General features: G+C 55.5%; 12 protein-coding genes and 1 tRNA gene. 11 read left to right on the top strand and 2 right to left on the bottom strand.

From position 1 onward, the window contains the following. Positions 1-19 precede the first annotated feature (19 nt). The 9 genes from J2Y56_RS04165 to J2Y56_RS04125 all read left to right on the top strand — a co-directional run bounded on the left by J2Y56_RS04165 (position 20) and on the right by J2Y56_RS04125 (position 7,705). Entirely contained in the window at positions 20-715 is a 696-nt protein-coding gene (locus J2Y56_RS04165) for an ABC transporter permease (RefSeq protein WP_027922191.1), read from the top strand. After that, positions 712-1,401 (top strand): ABC transporter permease, encoded by a 690-nt coding sequence (locus tag J2Y56_RS04160; protein ID WP_007949062.1) that lies wholly within the window; start codon positions 712-714, stop codon positions 1,399-1,401. Before J2Y56_RS04165 ends, J2Y56_RS04160 begins: the two co-directional genes overlap by 4 nt. Continuing rightward, complete coding sequence (locus tag J2Y56_RS04155) at positions 1,382-2,614, top strand: methyltransferase (protein WP_310348801.1); 1,233 nt, start codon at positions 1,382-1,384, stop codon at positions 2,612-2,614. Before J2Y56_RS04160 ends, J2Y56_RS04155 begins: the two co-directional genes overlap by 20 nt. 343 nt (positions 2,615-2,957) lie before the next feature. After that, complete coding sequence (locus tag J2Y56_RS04150) at positions 2,958-3,782, top strand: FkbM family methyltransferase (RefSeq protein WP_007949065.1); 825 nt, start codon at positions 2,958-2,960, stop codon at positions 3,780-3,782. A gap of 77 nt (positions 3,783-3,859) precedes the next feature. Next, positions 3,860-3,935 (top strand) — tRNA-Thr (locus J2Y56_RS04145). A gap of 57 nt (positions 3,936-3,992) precedes the next feature. After that, on the top strand, positions 3,993-4,229 hold the full coding sequence (locus J2Y56_RS04140) for a hypothetical protein (protein WP_310348797.1): 237 nt from the start codon (positions 3,993-3,995) through the stop codon (positions 4,227-4,229). Positions 4,230-4,803: 574 nt separating this feature from the next. Further along, positions 4,804-5,799 carry a hypothetical protein gene (locus J2Y56_RS04135; protein WP_310348794.1) on the top strand — a complete coding sequence of 332 codons (996 nt, stop codon included), beginning with the start codon at positions 4,804-4,806 and terminating at the stop codon, positions 5,797-5,799. 6 nt (positions 5,800-5,805) lie between these two features. After that, positions 5,806-6,834, top strand: a complete 1,029-nt coding sequence (locus J2Y56_RS04130) for a hypothetical protein (RefSeq protein WP_310348791.1) — start codon at positions 5,806-5,808, stop codon at positions 6,832-6,834. 250 nt (positions 6,835-7,084) lie between these two features. Continuing rightward, positions 7,085-7,705 (top strand): cell envelope integrity protein TolA, encoded by a 621-nt coding sequence (locus tag J2Y56_RS04125; protein WP_310348789.1) that lies wholly within the window; start codon positions 7,085-7,087, stop codon positions 7,703-7,705. Between the two features lie 458 nt (positions 7,706-8,163). Here the strand turns inward: J2Y56_RS04125 and J2Y56_RS04120 are convergent, their stop codons facing one another. Beyond that, positions 8,164-8,781: a recombinase family protein gene (locus tag J2Y56_RS04120; RefSeq protein WP_310348786.1), complete on the bottom strand. Its 618-nt coding sequence runs from the start codon at positions 8,779-8,781 to the stop codon at positions 8,164-8,166. A gap of 115 nt (positions 8,782-8,896) precedes the next feature. Further along, positions 8,897-9,115 carry a hypothetical protein gene (locus J2Y56_RS04115; RefSeq protein WP_310348783.1) on the bottom strand — a complete coding sequence of 73 codons (219 nt, stop codon included), beginning with the start codon at positions 9,113-9,115 and terminating at the stop codon, positions 8,897-8,899. An 827-nt stretch (positions 9,116-9,942) separates the two neighbouring features. On the opposite strand from J2Y56_RS04115, the gene J2Y56_RS04110 reads away from it, so the two are divergent. Together J2Y56_RS04110 and J2Y56_RS04105 are read left to right on the top strand one after the other, a co-directional pair. Then, the gene (locus J2Y56_RS04110) at positions 9,943-10,968 is read left to right on the top strand and encodes a WYL domain-containing protein (protein WP_310348780.1); all 1,026 of its coding nucleotides are present in this window, start codon (positions 9,943-9,945) and stop codon (positions 10,966-10,968) included. Between the two features lie 142 nt (positions 10,969-11,110). Then, entirely contained in the window at positions 11,111-12,439 is a 1,329-nt protein-coding gene (locus tag J2Y56_RS04105) for a hypothetical protein (protein WP_310348775.1), read from the top strand. The last annotated feature ends 5 nt before the right edge of the window (positions 12,440-12,444 follow it).

The raw sequence follows: 12,444 nt of genomic DNA, 5'->3' as shown, positions 1-12,444 counted from the left end.
GCGATTTGAAAAGAAACCCATGACTATCGATCTCTACGGATTCGGCCCCGCGCTCGCCGCTGGCGCGCTGATGACTGTAAAACTGGCACTCTCGGCCTTGTGTCTCGGGCTGGTGCTCGGTTTGCTCGGCGCCTTGGCCAAGACGTCCCCGTACAAGCCGTTGCAATGGCTTGGCGGTACATATTCGACACTGGTTCGCGGCATACCGGAATTGCTCTGGGTGCTGCTGATCTACTTCGGCACCGTCAACCTGATGCGTGCCCTGGGCGAGTTTTTCGGCAATCCCGACCTCGAACTCAATGCTTTTGCTGCTGGGGTGATCGCGCTGGGGCTGTGCTTTGGCGCTTACGCCACCGAAGTGTTCCGGGGCGCGATTCTGGCGATCCCCAAAGGTCACCGTGAAGCGGGCGTGGCCTTGGGCCTGTCGAAATTTCGCATCTTCACCAAACTGATCATGCCGCAGATGTGGCGCATCGCCCTGCCGGGCCTTGGCAACCTGTTCATGATCCTGATGAAAGACACCGCGCTGGTATCGGTCATCGGCCTGGAAGAAATCATGCGCCACGCGCAAATCGGCGTGACCGTCTCCAAGCAACCGTTCACCTTCTATATGGTGGCCGCGTTCATGTACCTGGGCCTGACCGTGCTCGCCATGAGCGGCATGCACTTAATGGAACGACGTGCCGCTCGCGGCTTCGCGAGGAGCACCCAATGAACTGGGAAGTCATCATCAAGTGGCTACCGAAGCTGGCCCAAGGCGCAACACTGACCCTGGAGCTGGTGGCCATCGCAGTAATCGCCGGGTTGTTGTTGGCGATCCCTTTGGGCATCGCGCGTTCGTCGCGACTCTGGTACGTGCGGGCCTTCCCCTACGGCTACATCTTCTTTTTCCGTGGCACGCCGTTGCTGGTTCAGCTGTTCCTGGTCTACTACGGCCTGGCGCAGTTTGATGCAGTGCGTACCAGCTCGATGTGGCCATACCTGCGCGATCCGTTCTGGTGCGCCACCGCCACCATGACCCTGCACACGGCGGCCTATATCGCCGAAATCCTGCGCGGCGCGATCCAGGCAATTCCGCCGGGTGAAATCGAAGCGGCGCGTGCCTTGGGCATGTCTCGCGCCAAAGCACTTTTCTACATCATGCTGCCGCGTGCCGCGCGCATCGGCTTGCCGGCGTACAGCAACGAAGTGATCCTGATGCTCAAGGCCAGCGCCCTGGCCAGTACCGTGACCTTGCTGGAACTCACCGGCATGGCCCGCACCATCATTGCCCGGACTTACCTGCCGGTGGAGATCTTCTTCGCCGCGGGGATGTTCTATCTGCTGATGGCTTACGTGCTGGTGCGCGGCTTCAAGCTGCTGGAGCGCTGGCTGCGCGTCGATGCCTGCCAAGGACGTTGATGCCTCCAGCGTGCTGACGGGCGAGGACCTGCTCGCCCGTTTCATCGCGCTGGATGCTTTTCTGATTGAGCATCAGGCGCTGTGGAAGCCACGTCCGTTTACTCTTCTGCAACTTCCCTGGGAAGCGTCCTACCCGCAATTGGCGCTTTGGCTACGCGGGCGCTCGCTGGAAGATGCAGAAAACAGTCATAACCAACCTTGTTTACTGAATGCGCCGGAGCCGTTTGCTTCATTGGCGGCGTTATCGCTTGAGCTAAGCGCGTTAGGTGAGCTGCCGGCACATACGCTGGTAGCCGCCGGGCATCGGCTGAATGTCGATGTGCCGGGGCGCAAGTGGCAACAGATAGAGGCGTTTGCCAGTCGCCTGTCGTTTGCTGCACCGGCGAAGCATTGGCTGGACTGGTGTTCGGGCAAGGGCCATTTGGGGCGGCGTTTGCTGCAAACCGGGCAACAACTGACCTGCCTGGAGTACGACCCGGCGCTGGTGGCCAGCGGACAGGCACTCAGTCAGCGTCATCAACTGCAGGCGCTGCATGTTGAGCAAGATGTGCTCGCTCCTGGCGCGGCTTGTTTATTGAATGCTGATCACACCCCTGTAGCCCTGCACGCCTGCGGTGATCTGCATGTGCGATTGATCCAGCTCGCCAGCGCGGCAGGCTGCAAACAACTAGCTATCGCGCCGTGCTGCTACAACCGCATCGGTCTGACCGAGTATTCACCGATATCCCTGGCCGCCAAAGGCTCTACCCTACAACTTTCCCTCGACGACCTCGCGCTTCCCATGAGCGAAACCGTCACCGCAGGTGCCCGTGTGCGACGTCAGCGTGATACCTCGATGGCCCGGCGCCTGGGTTTCGACCTGCTGCAACGGCAACTGCGCGGTGTTGATGAATACCTGCCTAGCCCTTCCCTGCCGAGTTCCTGGCTGGAAAGATCCTATGCCGATTACTGCCATCATCTGGCCGCACTGAAAGAGTTATCCACAGTCGGCCTGCAAGACTGGCCCGCACTCGAAGCAGCCGGTTGGCAACGATTGGCGCAAGTACGAAATCTGGAGCTACTACGCGGACTTTTCCGACGCCCGTTGGAGCTATGGCTGGTACTCGACCGGGCACTTTTCCTTGCAGATCAGGGTTACACCGTTCGCCTCGGCACCTTCTGCGAAACCCCGCTCACGCCCCGTAATTTCCTGCTTTTAGCGGAACGTCCATAAAAGCCACAGCCTGTGGATAACTCTGTTGATGGAATTTTCGTGGATCCAATGCCCGCGCCTGTTTCATGGGTGAAACGACACTGTTCAATTTTTGTACACCTGCAAAAAAAACTGGAAAAACAGCGATTTGCGAACAAATGAGAACGGGCCCACAAAAACAGTAATGAACGAGGCATTGCACCAGCTCCGTTGTGCATAAGCATTTAACACAAAGGACATAAGCGCCTAAATCCGGACGTCTCAGAGGGAAAATTGCACCGTTTCCCGACTCTTGTTATACAAACACGCAAGGGCGCCGACAGCGCGGCCACGAACAAGAAAATTCGACCGACAGGATGCGACAGTGACGTTCATTTCTTACGCACAGAATTTCGAAGACATACGCCTTTGGCGCGCCCTCAAAACCGTCGAAAACGGCTTCTATATTGACGTCGGGGCCAACGATCCCACCCATGACTCCGTCACCAAAGCGTTCTACGACCACGGCTGGAGCGGCATCAACGTCGAGCCGATGCCCAATTATTATGAAGCCCTGTGCCAGCAACGCCCCAAAGACACCAATCTGCAATGCGTGGCCGGTGAAAGCGCCGATAGCCTGACCTTCTACGGCATTGCCGGCACCGGCCTCTCGACCGCCGACCCGGCCATGGCGCAATTGCACAAAGCCGCCGGCATGGACGTGCGCAGCCAAACCGTGCAATCGCGCACCCTGACGTCCGTCTGCGAAGAACACGTCCAGGGCCGCCCTATACACTTCCTGAAAATCGACGTCGAAGGCCACGAAGAAACCGTCCTGCGCGGTATGGACTTCAGCCAATGGCGACCATGGATCATCCTCATAGAGACTCCTTGGGCGCGCGACCAGACCTGGGAAACCCTCGTCACCGGCGCCGGCTACCATTCCATCCTGTTCGACGGCATCAATACCTACTACCTCGCCGAAGAACACCTGAACCTCAAACCCGCCTTCGACATCCCGCCGTGCAACCTGGACGAATTTCAGTTCTGCAAAGGCCACAACTTCAGCCACCCCGTCGGCGATGCCGAGCCACAGCTGGCCGCCGCCCTGCAACGCGCTGAACAGGCCGAAGCACAGCTGCGCGCAATGCAAAACAGCCGGACCTGGCAAGCCATTCAGAAACTCAAGAAAACCCTGCTTCGCGCCTGACCAGAAGCCTGCGCAAAAATAGTCTGAATTCAGGGGTTTACAGAACCAATCCAATCGCTATAATCGTCGCCCAACACGCCGGTATAGCTCAGTTGGTAGAGCAACTGACTTGTAATCAGTAGGTCCCGGGTTCGACTCCTGGTGCCGGCACCATATAGATCAACAACTTAGGTTCACCGAAAGGTGGGCCTTTTTTGTTTCTGGGGTTTCATGCCCGATATGGTCACAGCTTTGGTCACAGCTTCTCTGTTTATTGGAGCTGGCGGCAGATACTTTTTGACCGGCACCTCGCTTCACTGCTGGGTTGGCTCCCGCGCTTGTTTTATGCCAAAAGGACTCCTCACGTTCGGCAGAGTGTCGCCGACAATGCGCGGTGCCTTGGAAATCATCGACAAGAATGAGGAATTCATCAGGATGACGCTCGCGGTGATGATGGCGCCGGATTGACTGCAATCGGCCATTTGCATTTGACTTGACCAGCACTCTTCGTGGTCCTGACCAGCAAAGAATGACCCTTTGCAGTCGTTCAGCGAGGCAAGAATGCAGCCCGCAAGTAATTCTGTTCCGAGGGCGAAATCGCGAGCAGCGTTCGCCACCAAAGAACGTAGAAGCGGACGGTCAACGTTATGGGAAAACCCAGATCAAAGGTCATGGATTGTCATGAAGTGATAAAGCGCTGTCGCTAAATGAAAGGTCGGCAGTTCTACCGTCTATAAACTCCTCCTCCGATATGCGGCAAGCTCTGCTATCCGCCGGTTCGTCCGGCCGGTGCAATGCCGGGCCGAATAACCTTCAGTGCGCGTAGAACAACTCACTGGCAGTCTTGACAGCTACACCAAGGGCCAAGGCATTGCACAAGGCTACCAGCTGGCAGTGACTTGGTACCGCAACACCGCCGAAAAGGGCCATGGCGGGGCCCAGAATCGCCTTGGCCACAGCTGGTCGAGCGTCAAAATACCTGGAAGACACAACGATTAACTCGCGATAGCTGGGCTAACTTAAGGATGGGAGCAGGGTAATTATGATGAAGCTGTTGGTTTGTATCACTCTTGCATGGGCAGTTTTTGCCATCTTTTTCTATAGGGCGCTGCATACCCGGCATGTCCGCCACCAGGATTACGCCGCCTTCGCCAAAGCCGCGTTCGCGTCTGTCGGCGAGCACTTCGCAGAGCTGAAGGAAAAGAGCGTCAGCCAGGTCGTGGACAAGGGCTTCAAAATAACCGACGACTCCGCCTGGAGACAAACGCTCGAAACCTTTATCACCAACGTTGTGACCCCACGTCTGGATCAGAGCACGCGCCAGCGCATCAAGGATCACCTGCCGGTTAGTCGTTGTTTTTCGACCTTTACCTGGCATTTTGTCCGTGCGCTTGTCGCCAACCCGACGATGCCGAAGACCTATGACCTCAAGCAGGCCATCCGCGTCATTGAGGGCGATGGGGACGCCGTGTCCTTCCTTTCAACGCAGTATAGATTTGTCCCTGGAAAGGTCGTGCTCACCCGCTTTGCACTGGTACTACTGACCCTGGGCACGTTCTCCGTGTCGGATCACACCTATGCGAGCAATGGCGAGGCGTTTACCCCGCTGGAGGCCTGCAATGCGTTGATCGATGAAGACGGCTTCCAGCCCAACGCCAGCGGCTATACCGAGCTTGAAACCGACACTTATTCGTGTGGGACGCCCTACAAAATGCTGGGTTCCCAAGACCTTCCGAACAACCTCGCCATGTATGGCCGAGGCACCCGTGATCAGGTTACGCGGGTCAAAATCATGTTGAACGTCAACGTAAAAAGCCGAGCCACTCAAGACACCAAAGAGCTGGCTTCGGTGTGCGGGAAAATGGTGAAGGCGCTGACGGGTTCTAAACCCTCAGACTTCGAGGACAAGGTCGCGAAAGGCAAACCGTTCGAAGCGCTGTTTGAAGGCTATCACGTGTTTCTGACCAAATCGGTTTGGAAAACGGGTAAAGGCTTTGAGCTGAACTGCGGTATCGCCACCCTCGACAACAAGGAGTAACACAGCATGAGCAAATCGACGGGCATCACTGATAGCGATGTAAACAACCTGTGGTGGGTTGTGACCATTGCGCTAGGCCTGTTAGGCGTCTACGTCCTCACAGAGGGCTGGAAGGCCGGCTTGATGCTTCTGGCCGCCACCGCACTGATCAGCCCCTACTGCTACAGCCGAGTGCTGGCGTACATGAAGTCGGGCGACTCTCTGCATTTGAGGGTTCTGATCGTCCTATTCGCGTTAGCGGGCTCGACGTATGTGTTCAACGACCAGGTGACGCAGCGTCTCCAAGAGGCCGCTGAGGAACAAAAACTCCAGGCACAGGAAAACGCTCGCATAGCTGAAGAAAAACGCGTACGCGAAGCAGAGGAGCAAACTGCCGCCCTTAAAGCCTACTTCGCAGAACATCGTGATGAAGTGCTCGCTGAGTTTTCCGCCGCCATCGACGCCAGGGATGTCTCAAAAGCCGATCAGATGCAGCAACAGTACGCCCAGTTTGCGCAAGATCCTGAGTTAGCCGCCATCGATAGTCGCCTTCAAGTCTTGAAGGTGCAGGTTGAACAGGAGAAGAAGGAACAGGCTCGGAAAGACCGTATCTCGGAACTGCTGGCTAATACTAAAACGCTGGGGGCAACCGATTACGGGCAGGCCATTGCCATCTATACCGAGTTGTCGAGCCTTGATCCCTCGAACAAAGGGTATAAGCAGACAATGGATCGTTTCACCAAGGCCGAAGAAACGCGAGTGGCCAAGGCTGAAAAAGCCCAACGTGAAAGTGAAGCCAAGGCCAATCACCAGAAGAAAATTGAAGATCAGTTCAGTAGCTGGGACGGCGCACATCGCCAGTTTGAGCGACTGATCAAAAAGAATATGAACGATCCTTCAAGCTACGATCACATCGAAACACGTTACACCGACAAAGGCAGCTACATCCGTGTGTATTGTAAGTTCCGCGGAAAGAATGGCTTTGGTGGCACCGTGATTCAGACCGAAGTGGCGGATTACTCGATCAACGGCGACTTTATTAAGTTTGTCGAGTAGTTGACCTAGCCATACCTTGTTAAAAAAGAAGCTGCCGAAAGGCAGCTCTTGGCCCAGAGTGTGTAAAAACGCTAGATCCCGTTTCGATTTTCAAGGCTGAGTGGCTGTCCGGCTTCGTAGCCTGATCAAGGCACGATGTCCCTTCCTGATGAGCCAACATTCAGGCGCCATGAATTATAATGTCGAAGTTTGTAAACGAGACATATGATGCCCAGACAGCTGAAGTATTAAAAACGGTAGAAGCAAAAAAATGTCTACGAAAAGACCCCAAAATAAATGTGAAGACTGTTTTTATACATGGTATCCACGAGGTAAGCAGCGCTCCTTAAAGTGCCCGAATTGCGGCGAAAGGAATATTTCAATAGTTGTATTTACCCCGGAACTGATAGCAGGCATTGTCGTTGTACTTATTGCTGTTGTGTTTTTTGTGTTTGGTGCATCCCGTGATCAAACTACCAAGGTCAACCCAGGCTCCGAAAATGTAATAGAAAACAAGCGCCAATTAATGAAGGATGTTTCTGTAGCGGGTGGATGCTCGTCCGAGTTATCAGGCAAGCCTCGTCGGGATGGCCATTATATTTCAACTGATGACGCGGACGCTGCCTTTATTGAAAAAGTTAGTAGACTCTGGGTAAGGCCGCCTTCTGCCCGTAACGGGATGCAGGCAGAACTGTTAGTCAAGATTTTACCTGACGGAAAAATCTTGGATGTAAGCGTAATAAATTCGAGCGGAGATACTGCATTCGATCTATCAACGACCAATGCGGTGAAAGAAGCGGTAGTGATTTGTGAGGTTTTACAAATCGACCCTAAGAAATACGCTCAGAAGTACAAAGAGCGCAGAGTGACCTTCTCGCCAAAGGATTTATAAGGTGTTCGCCAGCAATCTGACTATAAGCCCGTATGTTAATAAAAAGTCCGAAATTCAACTTGGGTCTAAACCTACCATATTTCTTGGTATTGCGGGTAGACAAAAGCCGCTGCTGAAATTGTTATGCATCGCCACCTATAATGGCCGTTTTCTGCCAGTCGCAAGAGGCAGAAAACGACCCAGGCTGTGTGAAAACGCATACGCCGTTTTGAAGTCTGCGTTGCTACGCGAAATCTATTGACGGTCAGCAGTTCAGAGGACCGTAAATTTGCGTAGGAACGCGATTTTTCAATCGATTCGGGTTCGCAGTGACGACCAAAAACGTTTTCACACGGCCTGGACCCAAAGCAGCCCTTCGTGAAGGGCAGAGATTGGCCGATTTCTGCCTGTTACGAGGGGCGAGAGAACGCCCCATAGCTGACAGCGGCTACAGGCAGAAATCGACCGTGGATTCGCATTCAGGCGCTGGCCAAGTCCCTGATCCTGAGGACGGTGGTGGTTGAGCAGTTGGCGTGCCTGGCTGTTGCGCGGATGCCAAGGCCTGCACCGAGCAGTTCCGTAACGCGCTTGTGCAGATCTTCATCAATCGGCCGGCCCTGATACTTACCGGCAGCTTTGGCCTTCTCGATACCCTGGGCCTGACGCTCGCGGCGTTGCTCGTAATCCTTGCGCGCAATGGCGGCCATCATTTCCACCAGCATCGAGTTGATAGCGCCAAGCATCCGCCCGGTGAACTCGTCGCCCTTCGTGTCCTGCATTCCCTGGTGACTGGTCGGCAGATCGAGCGCGACGATGCGCAGGCCCTTGGAATCAATCGTGGCCTTGAGCTTCTGCCAGTCCTCCACCGGCAAGCGGGAAAGGCGGTCTATCGACTCCACCAGCAGCACGTCACCCTTGCGCGCATCTTTGAGCAGACGCAGCAACTCGGGCCGGTCTGCGGAGGCGCCGCTGGCATTCTCCAAATACACGCTCGCGATGACCTTGTTATGTTCGCTGGCGAACTGGTCAAGCGAGGCTTGGGCGCGACTGGCGTCTTGTTCTTCGGTGGATGCTCGGAGATATGCGCGGACGAACATGATATGCCTTCCGTATCAGTTAGGGTGCTCCACTAATACTGTTGCACTATGAGTGTCACTTATCAAGCGGAAAGGGCAAATAAATTTAAATGTGCGCGTATCAGCTAAGGCATACCTATAACTGCCGTAGTCGCATGATGGCGCCTGTGATGTCTTGAGCATTCCGGTCCAGCGTTTCCATGGCCGCAATTGCGTTAGCGGCAACGTTCCCCACTCCATTCTCAGAAAGCCACTTGGTCACCTCCTCAATGGCGGCACATATGGCGTGCTGGTTGTGTAGGAGCAGTGTGAGCGCGTCTGCTGTGGCTATGTTGGCTTCAGAGTTATCTGACATGGGTATCGTCCTTGAGTAACTGGTGCGAGAAGACTAGCTGATCTCGCCGCTGGCTCGAGCCACTTCTCCACATCCGCTGACGCTTGGGCAATTACACTGACTTGACCACCCATTTGCATTCGACCTGACCAGCCATCTGCGCCAGATTTGCCCCCCCTTAGTAAACCTGGCCGGCAGTGAACGACCCAATATAGATAGTCCGTTCCGTCTCCTTTCCTACTCAGCGCCTGCAGATGAGCGACATGTGCTGTCGCTCCCGCAAAGCAATCTTGCAGCACCGAAGATTGCACGTGGTCGCCATGCTCATGTCACTCCCTCTCACCTTTGTCTGTCCCGAATGCTTCTGGAAAACGACCGTCTTGCCTTGTTGTGATTCAAGACCGAGCGTTTTGCCGCCTCCCATAAGCTGCCCGGCTTGCCATGACTTGCCGCTCGGATACCGGGAGGCGACCCACAAAGAGGTGCTCAAGGCGCGGCTGGAAGAATTTCTGGTCCTGAACAAGATAGAGCGCGACATACCTTGTCGCCCCACTGAAGACAATGACTGCAAATCAAGGAGCCACTTATGAAAAACCTGCTTGCAGTGATCGGATTATTTGTCGTTCTGCAGAAAGGCTACGCGTTCTATCGCGAATACAGCGATCTCAAACGCGATGCCCAGAGCCGGCGTGCCCCCGGTTGAGCAGGCGCAGACAATTGCACATGTCTAGACTTTAGTTTTATGGAATACAGAAAGATGGCACTAAGCCATCCAATCTCGTAGCATCGATGCCAAGTTGGCGCCAAAATGGCGACCATCCATTGAATAGGCTTACAAGGTAATTGCCATGTCTCAAGCGAAGGATACGCTGCTGCGGCTGTTCGCATTGCTGCGTCTGATACCCACGGAGCCGCAGCGCATTGCTACATCGACACTGCTGGAAAAGCTCCGGGACAAGGGTTTTTCCGTAACGCTGCGCTCCGTTCAGCGCGATCTGAGCCGGTTGTCCATTCCCTTCTCGCTGCAGTGCAACGACAGTGAAACTCCCTTTCGCTGGAGTTTCACTCGCGACGCGCCGCTGAAACTGGAAGACATGGACACCCCGACAGCGCTGGCGCTCTACCTCTCCGAACGACATCTGACCACCCTGCTCCCGCAAGCGGTGCTGGACCAACTCGGCCCCCAATTCAGGCGCGCCCGAAACTTTCTGGGCGATCTGGGTAACAACGGCCTGGCGGATTGGGCAAAGCGGGTCCGAACGGTTCCCAACGGCAAAACCTTGCTGCCTGCCAGCATTGCACCCCACGTTTGGAGTGAGGTTTCAACCGGCTTGCTGGAGCGCCGGAAACTGGAAGTGACGTATCAGAGCCGCAGCAAAAGCGAACTCAAGCAGTTCCGTCTGCACCCCGCCGGACTGGTGTCGCGACACGCCATCAGCTACTTGGTGGCATCGGTTGACGGCTACGACGATCTTCGCCAGTTCGCCCTGCATCGCATTCGCGAGGTCAGGGTGCTGGATGAAGTGGCGGAGCTGCACGCCACGTTCGACGTCGACGACTACATCGACACAGGGATTTTCAACCATCGACAAGCCGATGCGCAGGTCGAACTGGTCGCCGACGTTCACCCGCAGATCGCCGCCCTGCTCAGTGAGACACCGCTGAGCAGCGTGCAGAGCCTCAGCGACCTCCCTGACCACAGCTGGAAACGCTTGCACGCTCAAGTGTCGCTAGACCGGGACACGCTTTGGTGGATTTTTGGGCTCAACGACAACATTCGGGTCCATGCGCCACAGGTCTGGGTCGATGAGATCAGCCAGAAGCTGAACAACTTGCGAACCCTCTATTGCGACGCCGTCTCAACAAGCACCTGATGCCCGACAGCGCGCCGATCAACGCTCTGTATCTAGATGATGCCAAGGAAGCTCCATGGACAACCAACGTAAAAAGGCATTGAACAGCTCAGTCAGCCTCTGCCCGATCTGGCCCACCCAGGCGTCGGAAAAGATTGGCCACATGCTGGGCGAAATCAATCACGCAAACGCCATCATCGACAAGATTGCCGGAACCGCGCAAAACAGCGCGATCAAAGGTGGGTTCGCCGCAGAGACATGGCACGCCGAATCATTCAACCTGGACGCGATCCTCAAGGACAAGGAAGTCCGCGCCTTCACTGACAACTTCACCAACACCCCGTTAGCGAAGAATCACACCACCCACGATATCGTGGTCATGAAGGGCGACGAGCAACTGCTCGGAGCGCAATTGAAATATTTCAAGAATGGCGATGCCACGCAGAAGGCATTCAGATCCACCAAAGACGGCATTCATCAGTATCAGGACAGTGATGCATTCATCGGGCCTGCAGATCAGATCGAACAGATCAAGGAAGCGGCCAAACGAGACATGCAGAGAAACCAGCAAACGCGGCCGGAAGTGGCCAATGCCGCCGAAAAGGTTCGGGAGAAGACGACGGGCAACCTCGATGTCGAGGGCGTTCAGTCAACGCCTCTGGGCAAACGGGACGCCGAGCATCTGGGCAGCGGCACCGAGGCAGGCAAGCAATTGCATGAAAAGATGCAGAACGGTTACCTGAACAAGGCCACCGTTCAACAAAGCCTTCACGCGGCAGGTTCGGCAGCTGTCATCACTACGGTGATCGCGGGCAGTATCAATACTTTCCAGTCGATCAAACAAGTCCGCGACGGCGAAATCACGGTGGAGCAAGCGACTTTCCAGATTCTCCAAAACACCGCAATCGCCGCCGGTGACAGCGCGCTGAAGGCAGGCATCGCGACTGCGACGGTCAGCATCACAGCACGCAACTTGCCTGCCCTATTCGCGGGCTCGGCGTTCAAGCGCACCTTCGCCAACAATGGTGTGGCTGCTGCTGCGGTATGTGCCGTGGACGTGGTGCAGAACGTGGTGCTGTTTGCCGCGGGCAAGATCACAAGCGAAGAGCTGGAAACCCGAACGGGCCACAATTTACTGCAGACTGGTGCAGCTGTCGTCGGCAGCTCGGTGGGCGCTGCAGTGGGCGCTCTCGGTGGACCGATCGGTGCGCTGGTGGGCGGCATTATCGGCGGCCTGATCACCACGATGGCCATGAGCATCGCTATCGACAACCAAATCGAGAAAAGTTTCCGGTTGACGCTGACCGCCACCGAACACGTGGTGGGTAACGCAATGATCATGCATGACTCGCTGGAATACCTGCAGATGTCGCAGTCGTTCTATGCCGAATTTCACAAGGGCCTCTACTTGTCCGAGCGCCACTTTGCTGGCCAGGTCAAGACCATGGCAGCCCAAAGCACACAGTTGAAGAACCTGATCGATAATCTTTAAGGCAT

The organism is Pseudomonas sp. BE134 (assembly GCF_031456105.1).
Lineage (GTDB): Bacteria > Pseudomonadota > Gammaproteobacteria > Pseudomonadales > Pseudomonadaceae > Aquipseudomonas.
The sequence above is the reverse complement of the archived record's forward strand: the minus strand, read 5'-3'. Positions and strand labels throughout refer to the sequence as shown.